The 22,404-nt window shown below is 69.8% G+C and carries 23 protein-coding genes; 8 read left to right on the forward strand and 15 right to left on the reverse strand.

Annotated elements, in window-relative coordinates:
* Positions 1–16: 16 nt before the first annotated feature.
* The 8 genes from ACRSBM_RS36520 to ACRSBM_RS36555 all read right to left on the reverse strand — a co-directional run bounded on the left by ACRSBM_RS36520 (position 17) and on the right by ACRSBM_RS36555 (position 6,244).
* Positions 17–577: a GNAT family N-acetyltransferase gene (locus tag ACRSBM_RS36520; RefSeq protein ID WP_434450860.1), complete on the reverse strand. Its 561-nt coding sequence runs from the start codon at positions 575–577 to the stop codon at positions 17–19.
* A 41-nt stretch (positions 578–618) separates the two neighbouring features.
* Complete coding sequence (locus ACRSBM_RS36525; RefSeq protein ID WP_434450862.1) at positions 619–783, reverse strand: DUF397 domain-containing protein; 165 nt, start codon at positions 781–783, stop codon at positions 619–621.
* 13 nt (positions 784–796) lie between these two features.
* Complete coding sequence (locus tag ACRSBM_RS36530) at positions 797–1,630, reverse strand: helix-turn-helix domain-containing protein (protein ID WP_434450864.1); 834 nt, start codon at positions 1,628–1,630, stop codon at positions 797–799.
* 102 nt (positions 1,631–1,732) lie between these two features.
* Positions 1,733–3,028, reverse strand: coding sequence for a lytic transglycosylase domain-containing protein (locus ACRSBM_RS36535; protein WP_434453366.1), 1,296 nt, complete (start codon positions 3,026–3,028; stop codon positions 1,733–1,735).
* Positions 3,029–3,180: 152 nt separating this feature from the next.
* Positions 3,181–3,615: a DUF501 domain-containing protein gene (locus ACRSBM_RS36540; protein WP_434450866.1), complete on the reverse strand. Its 435-nt coding sequence runs from the start codon at positions 3,613–3,615 to the stop codon at positions 3,181–3,183.
* A gap of 41 nt (positions 3,616–3,656) precedes the next feature.
* Complete coding sequence (locus tag ACRSBM_RS36545) at positions 3,657–4,151, reverse strand: FtsB family cell division protein (RefSeq protein ID WP_434450868.1); 495 nt, start codon at positions 4,149–4,151, stop codon at positions 3,657–3,659.
* A gap of 13 nt (positions 4,152–4,164) precedes the next feature.
* Positions 4,165–5,451, reverse strand: a complete 1,287-nt coding sequence (gene eno / locus ACRSBM_RS36550) for a phosphopyruvate hydratase (RefSeq protein WP_434450870.1) — start codon at positions 5,449–5,451, stop codon at positions 4,165–4,167.
* A gap of 154 nt (positions 5,452–5,605) precedes the next feature.
* Positions 5,606–6,244, reverse strand: coding sequence for a GntR family transcriptional regulator (locus ACRSBM_RS36555; RefSeq protein ID WP_434453367.1), 639 nt, complete (start codon positions 6,242–6,244; stop codon positions 5,606–5,608).
* Positions 6,245–6,324: 80 nt separating this feature from the next.
* Here ACRSBM_RS36555 and ACRSBM_RS36560 point away from each other — a divergent pair, with 80 nt between their 5' ends.
* Positions 6,325–7,314: a YbhB/YbcL family Raf kinase inhibitor-like protein gene (locus ACRSBM_RS36560; RefSeq protein ID WP_434450872.1), complete on the forward strand. Its 990-nt coding sequence runs from the start codon at positions 6,325–6,327 to the stop codon at positions 7,312–7,314.
* Here the strand turns inward: ACRSBM_RS36560 and ACRSBM_RS36565 are convergent.
* Complete coding sequence (locus ACRSBM_RS36565) at positions 7,253–8,506, reverse strand: cytochrome P450 (protein WP_434450874.1); 1,254 nt, start codon at positions 8,504–8,506, stop codon at positions 7,253–7,255. The two genes, ACRSBM_RS36560 and ACRSBM_RS36565, sit on opposite strands and share 62 nt — an antisense overlap.
* A gap of 16 nt (positions 8,507–8,522) precedes the next feature.
* Here ACRSBM_RS36565 and ACRSBM_RS36570 point away from each other — a divergent pair, with 16 nt between their 5' ends.
* Positions 8,523–9,224, forward strand: a complete 702-nt coding sequence (locus ACRSBM_RS36570; RefSeq protein ID WP_434450875.1) for an alpha/beta fold hydrolase — start codon at positions 8,523–8,525, stop codon at positions 9,222–9,224.
* Here ACRSBM_RS36570 and ACRSBM_RS36575 read toward each other — a convergent pair.
* The gene (locus tag ACRSBM_RS36575; RefSeq protein ID WP_434450877.1) at positions 9,209–9,949 is read right to left on the reverse strand and encodes an SDR family NAD(P)-dependent oxidoreductase; all 741 of its coding nucleotides are present in this window, start codon (positions 9,947–9,949) and stop codon (positions 9,209–9,211) included. The two genes, ACRSBM_RS36570 and ACRSBM_RS36575, sit on opposite strands and share 16 nt — an antisense overlap.
* A gap of 50 nt (positions 9,950–9,999) precedes the next feature.
* Positions 10,000–11,517, reverse strand: a complete 1,518-nt coding sequence (locus ACRSBM_RS36580; protein WP_434450879.1) for a BTAD domain-containing putative transcriptional regulator — start codon at positions 11,515–11,517, stop codon at positions 10,000–10,002.
* Positions 11,518–11,872: 355 nt separating this feature from the next.
* Between ACRSBM_RS36580 and ACRSBM_RS36585 the strand changes: the two genes are divergently transcribed.
* The 6 genes from ACRSBM_RS36585 (at position 11,873) to ACRSBM_RS36610 (ending at position 16,611) form a co-directional block, all read left to right on the forward strand.
* Complete coding sequence (locus ACRSBM_RS36585; protein WP_434453369.1) at positions 11,873–12,283, forward strand: type IV toxin-antitoxin system AbiEi family antitoxin; 411 nt, start codon at positions 11,873–11,875, stop codon at positions 12,281–12,283.
* Positions 12,276–12,461 (forward strand): hypothetical protein, encoded by a 186-nt coding sequence (locus ACRSBM_RS36590; protein ID WP_434450881.1) that lies wholly within the window; start codon positions 12,276–12,278, stop codon positions 12,459–12,461. The genes ACRSBM_RS36585 and ACRSBM_RS36590 overlap by 8 nt, the downstream gene beginning before the upstream one ends.
* A gap of 108 nt (positions 12,462–12,569) precedes the next feature.
* A complete protein-coding gene (locus tag ACRSBM_RS36595; RefSeq protein ID WP_434450883.1) occupies positions 12,570–13,712 on the forward strand; it encodes a MalY/PatB family protein in 1,143 nt (380 codons plus the stop codon).
* Between the two features lie 125 nt (positions 13,713–13,837).
* Positions 13,838–14,218, forward strand: a complete 381-nt coding sequence (locus ACRSBM_RS36600) for a tetratricopeptide repeat protein (protein WP_434450885.1) — start codon at positions 13,838–13,840, stop codon at positions 14,216–14,218.
* A gap of 209 nt (positions 14,219–14,427) precedes the next feature.
* Entirely contained in the window at positions 14,428–15,651 is a 1,224-nt protein-coding gene (locus ACRSBM_RS36605; protein WP_434450887.1) for a hypothetical protein, read from the forward strand.
* A gap of 138 nt (positions 15,652–15,789) precedes the next feature.
* Entirely contained in the window at positions 15,790–16,611 is an 822-nt protein-coding gene (locus tag ACRSBM_RS36610; RefSeq protein WP_434450889.1) for a hypothetical protein, read from the forward strand.
* A gap of 3 nt (positions 16,612–16,614) precedes the next feature.
* Here the strand turns inward: ACRSBM_RS36610 and ACRSBM_RS36615 are convergent, their stop codons facing one another.
* The 4 genes from ACRSBM_RS36615 to ACRSBM_RS36630 all read right to left on the reverse strand — a co-directional run bounded on the left by ACRSBM_RS36615 (position 16,615) and on the right by ACRSBM_RS36630 (position 22,397).
* Positions 16,615–17,241: a hypothetical protein gene (locus ACRSBM_RS36615; RefSeq protein WP_434450891.1), complete on the reverse strand. Its 627-nt coding sequence runs from the start codon at positions 17,239–17,241 to the stop codon at positions 16,615–16,617.
* A gap of 97 nt (positions 17,242–17,338) precedes the next feature.
* Entirely contained in the window at positions 17,339–20,509 is a 3,171-nt protein-coding gene (locus tag ACRSBM_RS36620) for a S41 family peptidase (RefSeq protein WP_434450893.1), read from the reverse strand.
* A 29-nt stretch (positions 20,510–20,538) separates the two neighbouring features.
* Positions 20,539–21,459, reverse strand: a complete 921-nt coding sequence (locus ACRSBM_RS36625) for a MazG family protein (protein ID WP_434450895.1) — start codon at positions 21,457–21,459, stop codon at positions 20,539–20,541.
* Entirely contained in the window at positions 21,456–22,397 is a 942-nt protein-coding gene (locus tag ACRSBM_RS36630; RefSeq protein WP_434450897.1) for a hypothetical protein, read from the reverse strand. Before ACRSBM_RS36630 ends, ACRSBM_RS36625 begins: the two co-directional genes overlap by 4 nt.
* Positions 22,398–22,404 lie beyond the last annotated feature (7 nt).

Genomic DNA, 22,404 nt, shown 5'->3' on the forward strand with positions numbered 1-22,404 from the left:
TCAGCGGTCTCGGTGGTCAGGCCTGAGCACGCTCGTACTCGTCTTCGAGCATCGCGTAGACGAAGAGGTCGCCCCACTCGCCCTTGAAGATCTCGTTCTGCCTGAAGTGCGCCTCCCGGCGCATGCCGAGGCGTTCCATCAGCCGCCACGACGGCTCGTTGCGCGGGTCGCACTGGGCGATGATCCGGTGCAGGCCGAGGTCCTCGAACCCGAGCTTCAGCATGGCTCGGGCGGCCTCGGTGGCATAGCCGTGGCCCTCGAAGCCGGGATTGAGGGTGTACCCGATCTCGCCCTGGCGGTCCTTCTCGCTGAGCCACTTGAGCACGACGCCGCCGATCACCTTGCCCGCTTCCGGCAGGTGGACGGCGAGCGAGAGCCGCTGTCCGTCGCTGGTGAGCTCGTGGTCGTTCACCAGCTTGGCCAGCAGCTCCGCGCACTCGTCACGGGTAGCGGTCTCGGTGTAGAGATAGCGGTTGACGTCGGCGCGGGAGCGGTAGGCGTGGAAGTCGTCGAGGTCTTCGAGCTGGAAAGGTCGCAGGAGAAGGCGGTCGGTCTTCAGCGGGTAGGCAGGTCGCACATCCACACCCTGCCAAGGACCACCGCCCCATGCCTCACGAATTACCTGGTCGGGGCTTTCACGAGGCTGAGGAACGCCGACCACGCCTCCCCCGACACGGGGAGGTGGGTGGCGGGGGCCTTGCTGTCCCTGATGCCGACGCCCTGACCGACCTCGACGCACTCGCTTCCCGATGCGCTGTAACTGCTCTTGCGCCAGGTCGACATCCGGAACGCCTCCTCAGAACACGATGCTGGTGATCAGCTCCCTCGATTGTTCCGGGTTCAAGGCGTCGCGATCCAGCCCTGTCAGCAGGTGCGTGTACATATCGAGTGATGCCTTGTCTTCCAGGAAGAGACCGGTGTTGAGGTTCTCCACGTAGACGACCGGCTCGAACTTGTCATACGTCAGCAGGGTGAAGTTGCTCGCCAGACCGGCATGGGCGCCGATGGCGATCGGTACGACTCGGAAGGTGATGTACTGCCGCACCAGCATCGTCATGATGTGGTTCAGCTGCGTTCTCATCACGGCCGGACCGCCGACGGGCAACCGCAGGGCTTGCTCGTGCACGTAGAAGACGAACTCGCGGCCGGGCCTGAAGATTGCCTGCCGCTCGATCTTGGCTCTGATCAACGCGTCGATGTCGGCGGGCTGGAGTTTGCGGGTCGACTTCTCGGCCACCTCGCGGATGTAGCCGGCGATCTGGAGCAGGCCCGGGATGACGTTCATCGTCCACACGACGATCTTGCTGGCGAGACGTTCCTGGTCGACCAGGCTGCGCAACTGGTCCGGCACTCCGTCCTCCGGGAACAGCAGCCAGCCTTTCTCGCGTGACTCCCTGAACAACGCGACCAGGCGTTCGACTTCGGTGTAAGGACTGCGGCAGTAGGAGAGCAGCCGGATGAGGTCGACCTCGCTGACGCCTCCCTTGCCCTGCACCAGGTCGGAGATCTTGGCCTCCTGCCAGTCCAGCAGGTCGGCGAGTTGGCGCTGGGTCATGCCGCTCTGCTCGATGGCGTCCCGGACGCCATTGCCGAACTCCCGGCCCACCACGCTTGAGTTGCGCTTCGGCATGCGGACGAAGCTAGGGCCCGGAAAGCCCTTCGCTCCAACGTTTCTGCCCGAATCGCCCCGATCGAAGTACGACTTGGAGTCGCTCCAACGCGACACGCCGGACTAGCTGGGCGTGCTCGTGACCATGCTGCTCGACGGCGTCGGCTGCGCGGAGCTCGCGCCGGCGCTGCTGCTGGGCGTCGAGGAGCGCTCGGGCGTCGAGCTCGACGCCTGCGGGGGCGTCGTGGGCTCGGTGGCGGGCGGGTTCGAGCTCGTCGTAGTCGTGGTCGTGGTCGTTGTAGTCGTGGTGGTCGTAGTCGTCGTGGTGGTCGTCGGGCACGTGGACGACGTGGGCGGCGTCGTGGTGGTCGTCGGGGTCGACGTCGTGGTGGACGGGGTCGTCGACGGCGGCGTGGTCGGCGGGACGCAGGTCGGGCCCGACGGCGTGGTCGTGGTCGTCGGCGGAGTGGACGGCGGGGTGCTGGTGCCCGGGTTTCCGGGGTTGCCCGGGTTGGCGTCCGGGTTGCCGGGTGCCGGGTTCTGCTGGTCGTTGCCCGTGTCCGGCAGCAGCGGCAGCGTGTCGACGTTCTCGCTGTACTCCTTGGCCCACTTGAGGACCGTCTGGACGTACGACGTGGAGTTGTTGTAGCGGAAGATGGCCTTGGCGCGGTCTTCCTGGTTGGTCATGTCGCCGCCGTACGCGCACAGGTAGCGGCCGGCGCCCAGGGCGGCGTCGTAGATGTTGTTCGGGTTGACGTTGTTGTCGTCGTTGAGGTCGCCGCCGAAGCTCGCCCACGTCGCCGGGATGAACTGCATCGGGCCGACCGCGCGGTCCCAGGTCGTGTCGCCGTCGAGGCGGCCGCCGTCGGTGTCGCGGATCGCGGCCATGCCGGGGGCGCCGTTGAGGACCGGTCCGAGGATCTTGGGGGTGGCGTCGCCGACGGCGTTCACGCGGCCGTTGTTGGCGTGGTTCGACTCGACCTTGCCGATGGCGGCGAGGAGGTACCAGTCGAGGTTGCAGCCGGGCACCAGCTCGGCCATCTTGTCCTCGGCACGGAGGTAGGCCTCCACCATGACGCCGGGGATGCCGTTCTGGCCGGGGATGTCGCCGAGCAGGTCGTCGTCGCCGGGATCGGTGTCGAGGTCGCCGTCCTCGAGGTCGGCGAGCAGTGCGGCGCTCAGCTCGTCGGAGAGCGGCAGCCTGCCGGACGCGCCGAGCTCGGCCGGGTCGTAGCGCAGGGCGCCGAAGACGTCGGCGGGGCCGAGGGAGACAGCGATGTCATCGCGTCCGGAGAGGTTGACCCAGTCGACGAGCTTGGTGCCGACGATCATGGCGGGAGCCAGCATCGCAGCCAGCGCGGCCACGGCGAAGCCCTTTTGCCTGGGGCTCAGCGCCGACGGACCGCGCAGTCTGGCCATTGCCACGAATACTCACCTCTCGTGCGTCATCGCGGCCCGCCGTCCTGCAGTTACGGCGAACGCCCCCGTCGGTGACCTGTCCCACCCTGCCCCACTACGAAGCCTAGGTGTACCCAAGACGGAGTGAAGCGTGCGTTCGGTTCCGTTGACTGTTAACTCGCGCACTCGCCGGCGGGCCACAGGCCCTGCTCACCCAAGATTGCCAGGGCTTCGTCCCCCATGGGATTGACTCCGGGGCCCTTCGCGAGGGCATGGGCGACGTGCACGTGAAGGCACTTGACTCTGCCCGGCATGCCGCCCGCGGTGACCTGGGTGCCGAGCGACTCGATGGCGTCGCGCTCGGCGAGGTACGACTCGTGCGCGCGCAGGTAGGCCGCGGCGAGCTCCTCGTCGGTCGCGAGGCGCTCGGTCTGCTCCTTCATCAGCCCGCCGCCCTCCAGCGTGCTGACCAGGGAGTTCAGTTTCGGGCAGGTCAGGTAGTACAGCGTCGGGAACGGTGTCCCGTCAGGCAGCCGCGGGTCCGTCTGCACGACGTTCGGGTGCCCGCTGGGGCACCGCGAGGCGATCGCACGTGTTCCGCGCGGCATGCGGCCGAGCTGCTGAGCGACCGTTTCCAGGTCAGCAGCACTTACTTGTGCGTCACCGATTCCCACAGTTCCTCGTACCAAGACCCTTGTGCCGCGGGCTTGCCCGACGGCCTCTCCGATTCGGTGTTGCGGCTCTCGTCACCCGGCAGTTGCACGATGTAGGGCGTCTCGCCCGGCCGCACCCAGTGCAGCCGCTTGCGCGCCTCGATCTCCACGTACGCCGGGTCCTGCAGCTGAGCCTTGCGCTGTTCCAGCGCGGCAACCGTTTCCCGCAACTTCTGCTGCTCTGCTCCCACGTCCCGCAGTTCGTCGCGCTGCGAGAGGTAGGTCCGCAACGGGACCGCGATGCTCAACGCCAGTGCGCACAGCACCATCGCGAACATCGCGGCCCGCCGCGTGCCGGTCATGCCGAACGCGCCACCCGTGCCGTCACTGCGCCGCGACGGCGCCTTCGGACGGGGTGGTTTGCGCGCGCGTGCGGGCCTCGCCTCCCGCTCTTCGCGGGGGCGGCGGGGACGACGCGCGCGCTCGGCCATGCCTTACAGCCTCTCAGCTCTCCGGCGTGTAACGCGGGAACGCGAGCTCACCGGCGTAACGCGCCGCGTCGCCGAGGCTCTCCTCGATGCGCAGGAGCTGGTTGTACTTCGCGGTGCGCTCACCACGGGCCGGCGCACCGGTCTTGATCTGACCGGCACCGGTCGCGACGGCCAGGTCGGCGATGGTCGTGTCCTCGGTCTCGCCCGAGCGGTGCGACATCATCGACTTGTAGCCGTACGACGTGGCCAGCGAGACCGCGTCGAGGGTCTCGGAGAGCGTGCCGATCTGGTTGACCTTCACCAGCAGCGCGTTGGCGGCGCGGCGGGAGATGCCCTCCTCCAGGCGCTCCGGGTTCGTGACGAATAGGTCGTCGCCCACGATCTGGACCTTCTCGCCCAGCTCGGCGGTCATCTGCACCCAGCCGTCCCAGTCGTCCTCGGACAGCGGATCCTCGATGGACACCATCGGGTAGTCGCGGACCAGCTCGGAGTAGTAGCCGATCATCTGCTCGGCGGACCGCTTGTTCTTCTCGAACGTGTAGGCGCCGTCGGAGAAGAACTCCGTGGCGGCCACGTCGAGCGCGAGCGCGATGTCACGGCCCGCCCGGTAACCGGCCTTCTCGATGGCCTCGAGGATCAGGTCGAGCGCGTCGCGGTTGCTGCCGAGGGACGGCGCGAAGCCACCCTCGTCGCCCAGACCCGTGGCGAGACCCTTGCTCTTCAGCACGGACTTCAGCGCGTGGTAGACCTCGGTGCCCCAGCGCAGGCCCTCGCGGAACGTCTCCGCGCCGATCGGCGCGATCATGAACTCCTGGATGTCCACCTCGGTGTCGGCGTGCGAGCCACCGTTGAGGATGTTCAGCATCGGCACCGGCAGCACGTGCGCGTTCGGCCCGCCGACGTACCGGAAGAGCTCCAGGCCGCTGCTGGTGGCGGCGGCCTTCGCGACCGCGAGGCTCACGCCGAGGATCGCGTTGGCGCCCAGGCGACCCTTGTCCGGCGTGCCGTCCAGGTCGACGAGCTTCTGGTCGACCACCCGCTGCTCGACGGCCTCGATGCCGACGAGCTCCGGGCCGATCTCGTCGAGCACCGCGGTGACCGCGCGCTCGACGCCCTTGCCCAGGTACCGCTTGGCGTCGCCGTCCCGCAGCTCCACCGCCTCGTGCTCACCGGTCGAAGCACCCGACGGAACAGCCGCACGCTCCAGCGTGCCGTCGTCCAGCGCCACCTCGACCTCGACGGTGGGGTTGCCGCGCGAGTCAAGGATCTCGCGTGCTCCGACCTGCTCGATGACCGCCACTTGCGCTCCCTGTTTCTCCTGCGTCTCGTCTCGCGACGAGCCTACTTGGGCCAGGTGACCGGCTGGGGCTCGACACCTACGGATCACAGTGGGCCACCGGCGCCGGTCAACTGAATCGTGCCAGATGCGTGGTCCCCTGCCCATCCCCCGACGATCAGGCGCCGTCGACCAGTCCCGCCGCGGTCAGTGACAGGTGCCGGACCAGCACCGCGACGGCAGCGTCGGCGTCCCGCGCGAGCGCGGCCTCCTCCAGCATCCGGTGTTCGCCGAGGTGATCGCGTTCGGGGCCACGACGGGAGGAGAAGCGGCGGCCCAGCTCGCTCGCGGTCCACATCCGGTCGAAGATTTCCAGCAGAACCTCGTTGCCGCACCCCTCCAGCAGCGTGCGGTGGAAGATCCGGTGCGCTTCGGACCACCCGTCGCTGTAGTACTCGCCCTCCCCCTCGACGAACGGCGGAGTGCGGGCGAGGCGGTGATGAGCGGCCCGGACGCGCGCCTCCCAGTCCACGTCACCGCGCTCGATCGCCATGCGCAGCAGGACGGGCTCGACGGCGAGGCGCGCCTCGGTGATCTCCTGCCAGCGCCGGTCGGAGAAGGAGGGGACGGCGAAACCGCGGTTCGGCAGTCGGTCGGCCAGCCCTTCGCCGACCAGCCGCACGAGTGCCTCGCGCACGACGGCCAGGCTCACGCCCTGCTCTTTGGCGAGGTCCTGGGGCTTCAGGGCGTCACCGGGCGCGTGGAGGCCGTGCATGATCGCGTCCCGCAGGCGCGTGTGGACCTGCTCGGAGAGCATCGGCTTACCGGTCGTGCGCGTCACAGCCCGAGCATAGATGAACCGTCGAATAATCGATTATCTCTGCTATCGTCGATCTCATGAGCAACGACCCGTTCGCCCGCCTCCCCGAGGCGGCCACCTTCACCGTCTCCAGCACTTCGGTCCGCGACGGCGCCGCCTGGGCGCCCGAGCAACTCTCCGGCAAGGACGTCTCCCCGCAGCTGACCTGGACCGGAGCGCCCGAAGGCACCAAGAGCTACGCCGTCACCGTCTACGACCCCGATGCCCCCACCGGCTCCGGGTTCTGGCACTGGGCCGTCGCCGACATCCCCGCCACCTGCACCGAACTGCCGGAGGGCGCGGGCGACGACACCGGCTCCGGCCTGCCGGAAGGCGCCTTCCAGCTACCCAATGACGCCCGTCTCGCGCGTTTCGCCGGCGCCGCCCCGCCGGCCGGGCACGGACCGCACCGCTACTACGTCGTGGTGCACGCCCTCGACGTCGAGTCCATCGGCGTTCCGGCGGAGGGAACCCCGGCACTGCTCGGTTTTCTGATGTCCGGCCACATCCTCGGCCGCGCGGTCCTGATGGCCACGGCGGAGACACCGGGTCGTGAGTCGATCGAGGTCTCACGGCTCGTCCCGGCGCCGGCCGACGCCGTCTTCGCGCTGCTGACCGATCCGTCGGGGCACGTGGCCATCGACTCGTCGGGGATGCTGATGGGCGCGGAGGGGGCCGTGGTCACGCGGCCGGGAGACCGGTTCGTGGTCCACATGGACCGGGAGGCGCTCGGCGACGTCGCGCTGGGCCGGTACGACGTCGAGGTCGTCATCACCAAGCTCGTTCCCGGTGAGGAGATCGCGTGGACGGTCGAGGGCCGGGTCGGGCCGCACGCGGGCCACGTCTTCGGCTACCGGTTGGCGCCTGCCGACGGCGGCACCCTCGTCACCTCCTACTACGACTGGTCGGAGGTGAGCGCCGAGTGGCGTGCGCGCGTGCGGTTCCCGGTGGTCTCGGAGTCCTCGCTCAAAGCGACACTCGGGATTCTGGAGCGCTCCCTCCGCCGGACGTCACCGGCAGGTGCTTGACGCCGTTCTGGAAGTTCGACCTCAACCGGCTGACCTCACCGTCGAACTCCACCATCCCAGGCAGGTCCAGGACCGCCTCGAACACGGCACGCATCTGGGTCCGGGCGAGGTGCGCCCCCAGACAGAAGTGCGGCCCGTGCCCGAAGCTCAGGTGGTCGGCCTCCCGCCGCCCCACGTCGAACCTCCCGGGGTCGCTGAAGACCAGCTCGTCCCGGTTGGCGGAGGAGAACCAGACGACGACCTTGTCCCCCGCCCTGATCTCCTGCCCGGACAACGACGTGTCCACCACGGCCGTCCGCCGGAAGTGCATGACCGGGGTCCACCACCGCAGCATCTCCTTGACCGCCGTGTCGAGCAGCGAACGGTCGGCGCGCAGGCGTGCGTACTGGTCGGGGTGGGAGAGCACCGCGATCATGCCGCCGGGGATGCCGTTGCGCAGGGTTTCGTTGCCTGCCACGGAGAACAGCCAGAAGAGGTTCTCGAACTCCTCGAGGGAGAGGTCCTCGCGCATGAGGTTGCTCAGCACGTCGTCCCCGGGAGACGAACGCTTGTGGGCGCCCAGGGCGTGCGCGTAGGCGTAGAGGTCGGGCATGCCGTCGCGGGCGCGCGGGTCGCGGCCGTCGTCCGGGCGGAGCTCCAGTGCCGCCAGCGCCATGTCGGTCATGCCTGCCGTCGAGCTGGACGAGAGCGCGTACTCGGCGTCCTGGAAGCCGATCACGCGGTTGCTCCAGTCGTAGAGCAGCGCGCGGTCCTGCCGCGGCACGCCGAAGACGTCGGCCAGCGTCAGCAGCGGCAGGTCGGCGACGGCGTGGGCGAAGTCGCCGGACAGATCGGCGACGATCGACCTGGCGTTCGCGCGGATGCCCTCCTCCAGGCGGGCCACGGCGCGCGGGGTGAACGCCCTGGTCAGCATGCGGCGCAGCCGGGTGTGGGACGGCGGGTCCTGGTTGAGCATCATGCGCTGGACGTAGGCCAGGTCCTCAGGTTGCGGGTCGCGGATCTGGGTCGCGCCGCGGTGGGACGAGAAGACCGAAGGCGTGCGCAGGACCGTGCGGACGTCGTCGTAGCGGAAGACCGCCCAGAAGTCGTCGATGCGCACCACGTTCTTTTCGCGCAGCCGGGTTAGTGCGTCGTGCGGGACACCCGAGGTATACGTGTCCGGGTCGACGATCAGCTCGGCATCGGTCCGCATAGAACGGGATTCTGACGTGCTTCAGGTCGAACGTGGTGGGAACGGGCCGTTGCTGGTGCTGCTGCACGGACTGGGCGCCACCGGCGAGGTGTGGGAAGAGGTCGCCGGCGAGTGGGACGGCAGCTGGCTGGTGCCGGACCTGCCTGGTCACGGGCGGTCGGGGCCGCTCGAACGGTATTCCTTCGGGTCGATCGCGGCCGCCGTCGCGCAGGAGATCCCCCGCGAGCCGGTCGTGATCATCGGGCACTCGCTGGGCGGCGTGGTCGGGCTGGCGCTCGCGAGCGGGTGGTTCGGGGTCGAGGTGACGACGTGCGTCGGCGTCGGGATCAAGGTCCAGTGGACCGACGAGGAGCTGGAGAAGGCCGCGGCGCTCGCCGCGAAGCCCGGGAAGGTCTTCGCGACCGAGCAGGAGGCCGTCGAGCGGGCGTCGAGGATGGCCGGTGTCCCACTCCGCCACGGAGTGTCCGAAGTGGACGGCGGATGGACACCGTCGCTGGACATGAGGGCCTTCGGGGTGGGGCGGCCCGACATGGCCGGGCTGATCATGGCCTCGCGGGCCCACGTCGTGCTGGCCGCGGGCGAGAACGACCCTATGAGCCCCCAGGAGCACCTGAAGGAGCTGGTGCCCGAGCCGGTGATGTTCCCCGGCGCGGGCCACAACGTGCACGTCGAGTCGCCCTCGTCCCTGCGCACCGTGCTGGCTCAGCTCGCGACGTAGCCGCCGTCGGCCGTGATCACCGAGCCCGTGATGAAGCTGGCCTTCTCGGAAGCCAGGAACAGCACGGCCTCCGCGATCTCGTCGGGCTGACCGACGCGCTGGAGGGGAAGGTCCTTCGCGATCACGTCGAACACCTCACCGGCTTCCGCCAGGGCCTTGTCGGTGGCGATCGGGCCGGGCGCCACGGAGTTCACTCGGACGCCGGCGGGACCGAACTCGACGGCCCAAGAGCGGGTCAGCGCGTCCATCGCGGCCTTGGAGGCGTTGTAGACGGACCCGACCGGCGTGCCGACCACGGCCCCGATCGACGAGACGTTGACGATCGAGCCCTTGCCCTTGGCGACCATCGCCGGGGCGAGGGCGGCGGTGAGGAAGTAGGTGCCGCGGACGTTGACGTCGAACACCTGCTGGTAGACGTCGACGGACTGCTCGGCCGTCGGCGAGAACGGGAAGATGCCGGCGTTGTTCACGAGCACGTCGACGTCGCCGACCTCCTCGGCGAGCTTGCGGACGTCGTCGACGCCGGCGACGTCCGAGACGATGAAGTGACCGGTGCCGCCGGCCTGCTCGATCAGCGCGACGGTCTCCTTGCCGAGCTCCGCGCGGCGACCGGTGAGGTAGACGGTGGCACCCGCCTCCGCAAGCTTGACCGCGATGGAGCGGCCGATGCCGGAGGTGGCGCCGGTGACGAGGGCCTTCTTGCCTGCGAGTTCCTTGGTTGACATGTCTCCGAACTTGCCGAAGCCAGATCGGCAGGCCATAAATTCCGGATGAATTAGCTGGTCAGAACGGGTGTGCGCCACCCGAAGTACATCCGGACGAAATGCGGCAGCCGATACCGGCCGAGCACCAGCGGTTCGATCAGGTGCACGTCGGCGAGCGCCTCCAGCGCGTACTCGATCGAGCCGGGGTCGGCGCCGGACATCTCCGCCGCCTCGCATACGTCGATCACGTCCGCGTCGCGGCGGGCGAAGCAGCGCATCAGGTGGCGTTCCTGCTCGGTGAGCTGCTGCTCCGCCTTGATCATCGGCGCCAGCACGGCCATGCAGTCCGACGGGATGGCGTCGCCGAGCTGGTTCTCGCGTTTCATCTGGGCCAGCAGCATCGCCACGGTCCAGTTCGGGCGACCGGTGAGCTTGCCGCCGAGCACGCGGATGGGGTTCGGCAGGTACGAGATGCGCGCCAGCACCTCGTCCGTGACGTCGGCCTCGGCGTCGGCCCTGGCCGGGTCGAGGACCTTGCGGAAGAACTGGTTCGCCGCGGCCTCGGTCAGACCGGCGATCTTCACCCAGGTCACGCCGGCCAGCTCGTTCCACCTGCGCACGCTCGTGAGGATCAGGGCAGAGCCGGGCGTGTGGAGCTCCGCGATCCGGGCGGGGTCGTGGACGTCGTCGACGACGATCAGGAACCGCTTGCCGCGCGCCTTTTCCCGCCACAACGCGGCTTTGTCGCCGTGCGGGTTCTCGACGCCGACCGCATGCAGCAACTCGTTGACGATGTCATTGCCGCGGACGAAGATCTGCCCGTCGGGGTAGCCGTGCTTGGCGAGATGCGCGACATGAGTGGCCAGCGCCGTCTTGCCGCTGCCGTGCATGCCGGTGATGCCGACCGTGCGCGGGAGGGTCCGCAGTGCCAGCGCGATCTCGGCCGTGCGGCCGGTGAAGTCAGGAAGGCCGGGCGGCAGTTGCTCGGGCCGGCGCGCCAGGTTCAGCTCGCCCCGGAGGATCTGCGCGTGCACCTCGCGCAGCTCGGGCCCCGGTTCGAGGCCGAGTTGCTCGTTCAGGAGAGCCCGCGCCTGGTGGAACTGCTCCAACGCATCGGCCTGCCTGCCGTCGCGGTAGAGGGCCTGCATGAGAAGAGCGCGCGGCCGTTCCCTGAGAGGAAAGGCGGCTACGTGCTTCTGCAGTTCGAGGACGTCCATCTCGCGTTCGAGCAGGGCTTCGCGGCACTGCAACCGCTCGTTGCCGATCCTGACCCGCTGGGCCTCGAAGTAGGTGCTGCTCAGGCCTTCGAGCGGCTCGTCGCGGCAGTCGTCGAAGATCTCGGCCCGGAGCGTGTAGCCGCCGTCCTTCGACTTCAGGTCCAGCTCGGGCAGGGTCTTGCGGATCTTGTACATGTACGTCCGCAGCGCCATCACCGCGCTCGGCGTGGGGTCGTCCCAGACCATGCCGATCAGCTGGTCGTTGCTCAACCGGATGCCGTTGTTCAGCAGCAACGCCGCCAGCACCGCCCGCTGCTGGCGCGGCCCCAGGTCGATCTCCTCGTCGTCTCGCCAGGCTCGTACCGGACCCATCAGTGAGAAGCGCAGGCTCATGCAACGTGACAACGCGGGCGGGCATTTCCGGCTTCCCGTCCCACGGAGTGGCGACCACACCCAGGGGGATCAGTATAATGAGCGTAGGCTCTAGACCTACGGGAGTCATAGTGAATGACCGGGTGACCATCCCGACCAGACTTGCCAGGAGAGCGAACAAGGTACTGCGCCCCAGGGACGCCGCAGATGTGTACGCCCATCCGCGCGGGGAGTTCGAGCGGCTGCTCGAACAAGCGGTGCTCAGCCACATCAGCACCGGCTACTACGCACTCGCACCGATGGAGCGACTCGGGGACCGCGGTGGCGCCCTGATCTCGCGGCCGCGGCGCTCGGCATTGCCCAGGCCGACTACGGCAGGGACGCCGTGGCACTCATGAGCATCACGGCCGCGCACGTCCACGGCGCCCTTCCACGCGCTATCGGAACCGCTGTCGTAGCCGTGCCCAAGCAACGTCCCGTGCTGCACACCAACGTGGGCGAGATCGTCTTCGTCAAGCGCAACGTGCAACGACTGGACCTCGAACGGGTGGAAACCGAACTCACGACAGGCTGGACGACCACACCGGAGCAAACGGTTCTCGACGTCGCGGCCCGGCCTGAGCTCGGCGGCATCGAAGAAGCGGCCGCGAGATCGATCCTGCGGGCGCTCGTGCGAAAGATCGACTGGGCGGTCACGGAGGAGCTCGCGCGAGATCAGCACAGGCCGGGCGCACTGGCACGGGTGAAGGAGGCAGCGGTTGCTTGAGCACGACGAACTCGTCGCGGTCGCCACCGTGCTCAACGAGCAGCCGCTGCGCCTCCACAAGTTCGGCACGCCAGCCAGCACGCGGCCGAACTCGGCCATGGTGTCGAGCCGCAGCTTGACGAAGACCAGCGCATCGAGTCGAAACCCGACGGCGACGGCGTCCACGACGACCCGGTAGCAGCGGGTGACGCCGCTGCGCCGCAACTCCGCAGGAAACCCGACTGTCGGCCGCGTCCACGAGCAACAACGCGAGCACCTTGCCCCGCAGTTCCTTTAGCTTCGACTCATGACCAGCGCTAACCCGTTACGTCAGCTGACCCTGGACCAGCTCCGGCGCCGCACCAGCATGAAGTGGCGGCACTACCCGGAGGACGTGCTGCCGCTGTGGGTGGCCGAGATGGACGTCCTGCTCGCCGAACCGGTGGCGCGGGCGATCACCGACGCCGTGCGGCGGGGCGACACCGGCTATCCCAGCGGCACCGCCTACGCCGAGGCGCTCGCCGGGTTCGCGAAGGCTCGGTGGGGCTGGGAGCCGGCGGTCGGGCGCATGGCGATCGTGCCCGACGTGATGCTGGGCGTGGTCGAGATGTTCCGGCTGGTCTCGCACCGGGACGCGCCCGTCGTCGTCAACTGCCCGGTCTACCCGCCGTTCTACCAGTTCGTCGGGTCGCTCGGGCGGCAGATCGTCGAGGCACCGCTGGACGCGGCCGCGCGGATCGACTTCGCCGCGCTGGAAGCGGCGTTCGTGCGGGCCGGCCGGGGCGCGGTGTACCTGCTGTGCAGCCCGCACAACCCGACCGGCACCGTCCACACCGCCGCCGAACTCGACCAGGTCGCACAACTCGCGCGGGCGCACGGTGTGCGCGTCGTGGCGGACGAGATCCACGCGCCGATCACCACCACGGAGTTCGTGCCGTACCTCAGCGTCGCGGACGACGGGCTGTCGCTGATGTCGGCCTCCAAGGCGTGGAACCTCGCCGGGCTCAAGGCCGCGCTCGCCATCGCCGGGCCCGCCGCGGCCGGCGACCTCGCGCGACTGCCGGAGGAGGTCAGCCATGGGCCAAGCCACCTCGGGATTCTCGCCCACACCGCGGCTTACCGCGAGAGCGCCGGCTGGCTGGACGCCCTGCTGGAGGGGCTCGCCGAGAACCGGCGGCTGCTCGCCGGGCTGCTCGCCGAGCACCTGCCCGCTGTCCGCTACACGCCGGGCCAGGGCACCTACCTCGCCTGGCTGGACTGCCGCGGGCTCGGCCTCGGCGACGACCCCGCCGAGGTGTTCCTCGAGCGCGGCAAGGTCGCGCTGAACTCGGGCCTGCCGTTCGGAACCGGCGGCGCGGGCTTCGTGCGGCTGAACCTCGCCACGTCGCCGGAGGTGATCACCGAGGCCGTGCACCGGATGGCGAAAGCGTGCGACGGCGGCGTGTCCTGAACGAACACCGCACGAACACCGCCACGTCCGATGTGGACTCGGAGAGCGAGGGCCGGCCACTCCTTCGAGTTCTGTCGCCCGGACGGCAGTCGAAGAACCGGCGGGCGGTGGGTACCGTTGATCGAATGACGGACGGCACCTTCGAGGCATTTCGGAAGGCCGAGGCGTTGCTGGCACAGCGCAGGCCTCTCGACGCGCTGCGCGAGCTGCGGCCGGTGCTGGACGAGGCCGGGGAAGCACCGTCGGTACAACTGCTGGCCGGTCGGGCCTATCTCGGGTCCGCCCAGCTGAACCGGGCGGAAGAGGCGTTCCGCAAGGTGCTCGACCTCGACCCCAGCGACCACTACGCGCGGTTCGCGCTCGGCAGGACCCTGCAACGGCTGAACCGGCTGCCCGAAGCGCTCGCGCAGCTGCGGATGGCCGTCGCGATGAACCCGTCACCCGAGTACCAGGAAGCCCTCGGCGAGGTGCGGGCCCGCATGGCCGTCGAGCGCGACGGGAAGTGACCGTCCACTCAGGACCGTCCGGCAACGTTGCTCCGTTTGGACGCATGTATAGCGGTGGGTAACGGACTAAGTTCTCTGTGAGGCCACCGGGGGGCGCGAGTTGCGTCTACGGCCGCACTGGATCTGGGGGGATCTGTCCATCGTGCGCAGTCTGCGCTGCCCTCGTTCCGGTGTGCCGTCACGGCCGCCAACATGAGGGGTTAATCGCAGTGAAGATGGTCAAACTTTCGGCATTGGCGGCGATCACCGCCGCCGCGGCACTACTGGTGTCGGCCACACCGTCGCTCGCCCAGCAGCCCACCGGCCCGTCCGCGATCACGCCTGAGGTCAAGGCGCTGATGGCGACCCAGGACAGACTCCACAAGATCGCGGAGCGGGTGGAGAGAGGCAACGGCTTCAGCGGCTTCTACGTCGACGCCGGCAGCAAGACGCTGAACGTCTACTGGAAGGGCAAGGCTCCCGCCAGGGTCACGGCTGCCGCCGCCGTCGCCAGGGCGCAGGGCCTCAAGGTGAAGGTCCACTCCGCCAAGCACTCGGAGGCCGAGCTCAGGGCCGAGGCCGCGCGCCTGGTCAAGGGCAACGCCTCCATCCAGAGCATCGCCGCCAAGTACGACGGCAGCGGCCTCACCGTCAAGCAGGCCGGCCTGTCCGCGAGGTCCGCGCTGCAGAGTTCCGTCGCGATCGAGGTCGAGACGGGCGAGATCGCGCCCGCCGCGTCCCGGCTCGTCGACACGTCCCCCTACAAGGGCGGCGCGTACATCGAGAACTACCAGGGCGGCGTGGTCCAGGGCGGGTGCAGCTCGGGCTTCGCGGTGGTCAGCAACACCACGGGCGCCGACCAGCTTTTGACGGCCGCGCACTGCGGTGACCAGGGCAGCTACTACACCAACGCCGCCGGCGACTACATCGGCACGGCCGAGACCAGGGTCGTGAGCTCCGACAGCCAGATCATCGGCCTCAACACCACCGCGACCGCGCAGGGCCGCATCTGGATCGGCGACTCGATCGAGACCAACGCGAACCAGTACGGCCTCGACGTCATCGGCGCCCAGGCCACGCTGCCCGGCGACTGGCTGTGCGACTCCGGCGCGTTCTCCGGCACGATCTGCGACATCCAGGCCGTCAACACCGGCTTGACCATCAACCTCGGCGGCTTCGGTGTCGTCCAGAACGTGGTCGAGGCGCTGCACCGGGGCGGCTACAGCGCCGGTGGCAACGGCGACAGCGGCGGCCCGGTGTTCTCCGTGTCGCAGCCCGGCGACAAGATCACCGCCCGCGGCACGCTGACCGCGATCTCCATCGCGGCCTCCGACATCCGCCAGTGCAGCGGTGTGCCGGAGCGCAACGGCCGCAAGTGCTCGCAGCGGATCTTCTTCCCGGCGATCAACGCCCAGATGGCCGACAACGGCGTCCGGATCAAGACGGTCTCGTAGCCACCCTGAAACAGGACTCCGCTCGCCGTGCCACTGGGCTGCCCGCCCGGTGGCACGGCGAGTTCCACGCACCGCACACGCTCGGTTACATCACGCTTCACACGGTCATCAAGCGCGCCGACCACGTAGCCTGGGTCCGTGGTCCCGTCGCCCGTGAAGGATTCCCCCACCCGCCGCCGCTCCGGCAACATCTTCGGCCGCATCGTCCTGGTGCTGCTGTTGATCCTCGTGGTGGCCGCGGGCGCCTGGGGCCTGGGCGCCCTGAACCGCCGGGAGGCCGCCCCGCTGGGCCCGCCACCGTTCCTGGTGCCCATCCAGGAGGTCCAGCCGGGCGCGGCCGCCCCCGGCAGCGCCGCCTCCCCCGGCGGCACCGCGACGGCCAACGCCAACCCCCTGGACGAGTGGGCGACGAGGGTGGCCGCGAAGACCGACATCCCCCGCCGCGCCCTGCAGGCCTACGCGGCAGCGGACCTGACCATGCAACGTGACGCCCCCGCCTGCCGGATCAGCTGGGCGACCCTCGCCGGAATCGGCCGGGTCGAGTCCCACCACGCCAACATCAACGGCGCCCGCCTCCAGGACGACGGCCTCCCGTCCCGCCCGATCATCGGCATCCCCCTGAACGGCAGCCCCGGCGTGAAGGCGATCCGCGACACCGACGGCGGGCGCCTGGACGGCGACACCACCTGGGACCGCGCGGTGGGCCCGATGCAGTTCATCCCGGGCACCTGGAACCGCTGGGCGAAGCGAGCGGCGGCGGACGGCCTCCCCGCGGACCCGCAGAACATCGACGACGCGGCCCTCACCGCCGCGCGCTACCTGTGCGAAGGCGGCCGCCGGGACCTCGGCACCGGCCAGGGCTGGTGGGCCGCGGTGCTGGCCTACAACAACTCCGTCGAGTACGGCCAGAACGTGTTCAGCGGAGCTGACGCCTACGCACGGGCCAGCATCCCCCAGTAGCAGTCACCCGCCGGTCCGTGCATCCTCCACAGTGGACTCAGCCTGATCCTCCGCGGGATCGGCAGGCGGCACGACAGGCGGCTCGGCAGACGGCGGAACCGGTTCCTCGGACCGAGGCGTGGAAGCCGGCGGAACCTCACCGGAAGGCTCCGACGGCGCCGCGGAGCCGGGCGTCTCCGCGGGCGGCGGAGGCTCCACACTGGACACGACCGGCGAGGACGTGACCACCGGCGGCACCGAACTCTCCGACGTAGGAACAGGTTCCTCCTCGACCGCAGGAGGCTCGTTCCGCCCGGTGGCAGCAGGCTTGGACGCGGAAGTCCGCACGGTCTCGGTCACAGTGGACACTGCGACGCGAGTCTGCACCACCGTCCCAGCGGCCCGAGCCTCCCGAGCGGCCCCCTGCACCACGACCGTCTCCGTGACCGCGGACAGGGAAACCCCGGTCTCGAACGGCTCGGTCCACCACTGCGAGGTGGGACGGACCGACGGAGGTGCGGCCGACGGCGACTCCGCGGGCGATCCCGTCAGCGCGATCAACGCGAACATCCCGCCGAATGCCAGGAACGGCACAACGACCACGGCTCCGAAGCATCCGCGACCGCTGCGCGGCTCTTCACGGTGACTCATCTGGGACGCACCCCCGAACTGTGACGGACTGTTCCACCAGATTGATCGTCCACATGGAACAGTCCGTCACAGTTCTTTAGTCACACGATGGGGTGCTTCAGGCCAGCGGCGGCAACTCCGGAGCGTGAGCAGCCGGCGAGGACGAGAGGCTCTCCAACGCCATCGACACGGCCTTCTCCAGCTGCGGATCGCGGCCGGCGACACGGTCGGACGGCGACATGACCACCTCGATGTCCGGGTCGACACCGTAGTTCTCGACGTCCCACCCGTGGCCCTTGAACCAGGACGCGTACCTCGGCTGGGTGACCATGGTGCCGTCGACCAGCGAGTAGAGCATGTCGATGCCGATGACCCCGCCCCAGGTCCGCATGCCGACGACGGGCCCGATCCCGAGCTCCTTGATGGCCACGTTGACGATGTCGCCGTCCGACCCGGCGTACTCGTCGGCCACCGCCACCACCGGGCCGCGCGGCGCGTCCTGCGGGTACGACTCGGACGCCGTGTACCCGCGGGCCACGGACCAGCCGATCACCTTGCGGCCGAGCTTCTCGATCACGAGCTGGGAGGTGTGGCCTCCACCGTTCTCCCGCACGTCCAGCACCAGAGCCTCACGCGCCAGTTCGACGCGCAGGTCGCGGTGCAGCTGAGCCCACCCGGCACCCATCATGTCCGGCACGTGCAGATAGCCCACCCGGCCACCGGACCGCGCGTGCGTGAACGCCCGGCGGTTCGCGACCCAGTCGTGGTACCGCAGCGGCTCCTCGTCGGCCAGCGGCACGACGACGACCCGGCGCAGCTCACCACCACCGGCGGGCCGCACGGTCAGTTCCACGGGCTTGTTCGCCGTGCCCACCAGCAACGCACCAGGACCGGCCAGACCGACCGGACGGCCGTCGACGGCGACCAGGGCGTCACCCGCGCGCACAGCCACTCCAGGAGCGGCCAGCGGGGAACGGGCGTGCGGGTCGGACGTCTCGCCGGGGATCACGCGCTCGATGACCCAGTCGGAACCCGAACGCACCAGATCGGCACCCAGCAGGCCCTGCCGCCGGGACGCGGGCACGTGCGATGGGGAACCCCAGACGTACGCGTGCGACGTCCCCAGCTCGCCCTGCACCTCCCACAGCAGGTCGACCAGCTCGTCGTGGCTGCCCACCCCGGCCACCAGCGGCCGGTAGCGGTCCAGCTCGCCCTGCCAGTCGACGCCGCCCATGTCGGTGCGCCAGAAGTGGTCGCGCATGAGCCGCCCGTTCTCGGCGTACATCTGCGCCCACTCCAGGGCTGGGTCGACGACGACCCGCACCCGCGCCAGGTCGATCTCCACGTAGTCGGCGGAGTCCTCGTCGGCCTTGCTGTCGGTCGGCACGACCCGCAGGTCACCGCGGTCCTCGACGACCATCCGCTTGCCGTCACCGGACACCGCGAACGCTTCCGCGCTGTCCGCCAGCACCTCGGTCTTCTTCTTCGCGAAGTCGAACCGCTCCAGCACCGTGCGCGGCGGCCGCGCGTCCGGCGACGCCAGGTTGTCGCCCAGAACCCCGAGCAACGGCCGGCGCAGCCACAGCAACCCGCCGCGGGCCGCCTTCAGGGACACGTACTCGGCGGCGGCGACGGGCACCGGCACGACGCGGTCGGCGAGGCCGTCGATGTCGACCTTCGTGACCGGGGTCTTCTCGTCGTCGTCCTCGGAGTCCTTGTCCTCGTCGCCGACCGGGCGCCCGCCCTGCATCGGCGCGAACGGCGACGGCGTGGTGGCGGCCAGCGGCACGAGGTGCGGCCGGCAGCCGGTCGGGAACGACAGGTCGAACACGTGCGCGTCGTAGACCGGGTCGAACGTGCGGATCGACAGGAACGCCAGGTACTTGCCGTCCTCGGTGAACGTCGGCGCGAAGTCGGCGAACCGCAGCGGCGTCACGTCCACAACGGACAGATCGGTCGCGTTCACCATCTTGATGTGCCGCAACGGGGTCGGCCCCGGATGCGCCCACGCGAGCCACGACGAGTCGGGCGAGAACGCGAGGTTGGTGATGTGCGCGTTCGCCCCGCGGACGACCTCACGCACCTCGCCGGAAGCGATGTCCACCAGCAGCAACCGGCCGTCGTGCGTGGCGACGGCGACGCGGGAACCGTCCGGCGCGGCGGCCAGCGACATGACCCGGCCCAGCGCACCGGAGGCGATCCGGCGCGCGGTGTTGCCCGGCTCGACGCCACCGACGGGCGCGATCTCCAGGGCTTCCTCGCCGTCGACGTCCGTCACCCACACCACGTGGCCGGTCTCGCCGAGCACCTTCGGCAGCCGCGCGCGGACGTCCGAGCGGTCGGCCAGCACGCGCACGGGGCCGTCGCGATGCGTCACCCAGTGCACGGAACCGCGGACCTCGACCGCCGACGCGCGGCCGGTGTGGTCGACGCTGAACGACTCGATGTTGCCGGAAGCCTTGATGTGGCGCGGCTGCAGGCCGGTGCGCGGCCCGCCGAGCCTGATGTCGAGCTTGCGCAGGTCCGACAGGCCTTCCAGCAGCCACAGCTCACCGGCCTGGTGGAAGATCACCCGCGAGCCGTCGGTGGAGGCGTTGCGCGCGTAGAACTCGCCCTCCGAGTGGCGGCGCAGGTCGGTGCCGTCCGGCAGCACCGAGTACACGCTGCCGACGCCCTCGTGGTCGGACAGGAACGCGATGCGGTCGCCGACCCACATCGGGTTCGCCAGCGACGACTTCAGCTCCGAGAGCACTCGGGTGAACTCGCCGGAGCCCTCGGTGTCCACCCAGAGCTTGCCGGCGGTACCGCCGCGGTACCGCTTCCACCACGCCGGTTCCTGCATGTAGCTCGACGACGTGACCACCTGGCCGTCCGGGCCGAACGACACGTCGTTGACCCACCCGTACGGCAGCACCTCGGACGGTCCGCCGTCCAGCGCGACGGCGTGCGCCTGCTTGCGGTGCCTCGACATCTGCCCGGTGGTCGACACCGCGAGCACGCGTCCGTCCGGCGTCCACCCGGACACGGCCGTCCTGGCCACTCCCCAGTGCGTCAACCGGCGTGCGGGGCCACCGTCCACAGGCGCCACCCGCACCTCCGGCGCGCCGTCGATCCAGCTGGCCCAGGCCAGCTGTGTGCCGTCGGGGGAGAACCGGGGTGTGCGGGCCGGTACCTGGTCAGCGGACGCGCGCCAGGCCCTTCCTCCGTCGACGGGCGCGAGCCACACGTCGTCCTCGGCCACGAACGTCACCAAGTCACCGCGCAAATGCGGATACCGCAGGTAAGTCACGTGATCGACGTTAGCCCACACTCACCGGTTCAGGAGGGCCAAAAACGCCGCCAGTCCTCAGCCGCGAGCGAATCCAGGCCTTCGGCCCGCGCCTTGGCCTCCGCGTCGCGCACGTTCGCGGCGAACCGGCGGCAGATCTGGCGGAGCTCCGTCTCCGGGTCCTCCTCCGCGAGCTTGGCCAGCGCGGTCACGGCGAACAACGTCGTGCCCGTGTCGTCGCCCTCGGGAAGCAGGTCGACCGGGAAGCCGGCGCGTTTCGTGCGCTGCACCAGCTTCGCGGCCAGCGCCACGGCCGGCTGACCGAGCGCGACACCGTCCACACTGGACTCGCGGCGCTTCTCGGCCTGCTTGAGCTCCTCCCACCGGTGCTGCTGGGAGGTGGCGTCGTGCACGGCCGGGTCGTGGCCCTCGAAGACGTGCGGGTGCCGCCCGACGAGCTTCGCGACCAGTTCGGCCGCCACGGCGTCGATGTCGAACGGGTCGGCGGGATCCTCCGCCGCGACCCGCGCGTGGAACAGCACCTGGAGCAGGACGTCGCCCAGTTCCTCGCGCATCGCCGCGCGGTCGCCGTCCTCGATCGCCTCCAGCAGCTCGAAGGTCTCCTCGACCAGGTACTGGCGCAACGACTCGTGGTCCTGCTCGGCGTCCCACGGGCAGCCGCCGGGCGACCGCAACCGGTGCATCACCGCGGCCGCGTCGAGCAGCGCGGCGCCCAGCGGCTCCGGCGTCGTGACCACCCGAGCGTCCGGGTACGCGGACGCGTCGGTCGTGATCACCACCGCGCCGTCCTCGATGACAGCGGGCGCGGGGCCGTCGACACCGAGCCCGGACCAGAACTCCAGGGGCACGCCCTCGCCCGCGTAGACGGCATTGGCCGTGCGCAACGCGGGCAGGGCGGCGGCGGGCAGCACGGCGCCGAGCCGCTCGCTCAGGACGACGACGGTGATCAAGACTTGTTCTTGGTCGCCGCCACGCCGACGAAACCGGCCCTCTCACCGGCGTTGCCGACGACCTGCGCGTTGGTCGGGTCCCACACGCCGTAGCGGGGGTTGACCTCGATGTTCAGGTCCGCCGTCAGGAACTGCGCGATCCGCAGGCCGAACGCGGCGAGCAGCTGCGGGTCGATGCGCTCGATCAGGTCTTCCTCGCCCGGCGTCGGCGAGACCGTGTTGCGCTCCTTGACCAGCGCGACCATCCAGCTGGACTGCTGCTCGTCGGCCGGGAAGGCGACGACGGTGCCGGGCTTCACGCCCCACAGCATCGTGTGCACCAGCGACGGGTTCTCGGTGACGCGGACCTTCTGGTTCGTCGCCGACGCCTGCTGGCCGCTGGTGGTGCGCGGGGCCTCCTGCACGAACTTCGACATCTTCGCGGAGTCGGCCGCGACCTCGGCCGCCTTCTCCTTCGCTTCCTTCGGGTCCTTGACCTGGAAGAAGTCGATCACGACCTCGAGCGTGGAGAGGTTGCGCTTCGCGAGCTCGCCCATGACCAGCACGTCGCGCTGGCGGCGGTGGATCGTGGTGGCGTCCTGCTCGCTCTGCTTGGAGGCCTCCTCCGGCCCGCCCTTCTCCTGCACCGCGTCGTACACCTTGGTCTCGTCGACCGTGATGTTCTCGCGCTGCGCCGCGTGCTCGGCGATCTTGTGCGTGATCTCGTCGGCCAGGACGAGCCGCGAGACCCCGTCGAGCTTGCCCTGGTCCTGCATCTGCTGGGCGGCGGGCTCCTTCTTGAGCACCGTCACGGTGCGGCCCTGGACGGTCTCCAGGTCGATCGACTGATCGCCGACGATCGCGGCCGAACCGGCCTTCGCGGGGCCCGTGCCGCAACCGGTGGCCAGCAGAGCCACGGCAACACCGACCAGCGAGAAACGCTTCAGAACAGTGCTCACAAGGATC

It is taken from the genome of Lentzea xerophila (assembly GCF_051094245.1).
GTDB lineage: Bacteria > Actinomycetota > Actinomycetes > Mycobacteriales > Pseudonocardiaceae > Lentzea > Lentzea xerophila.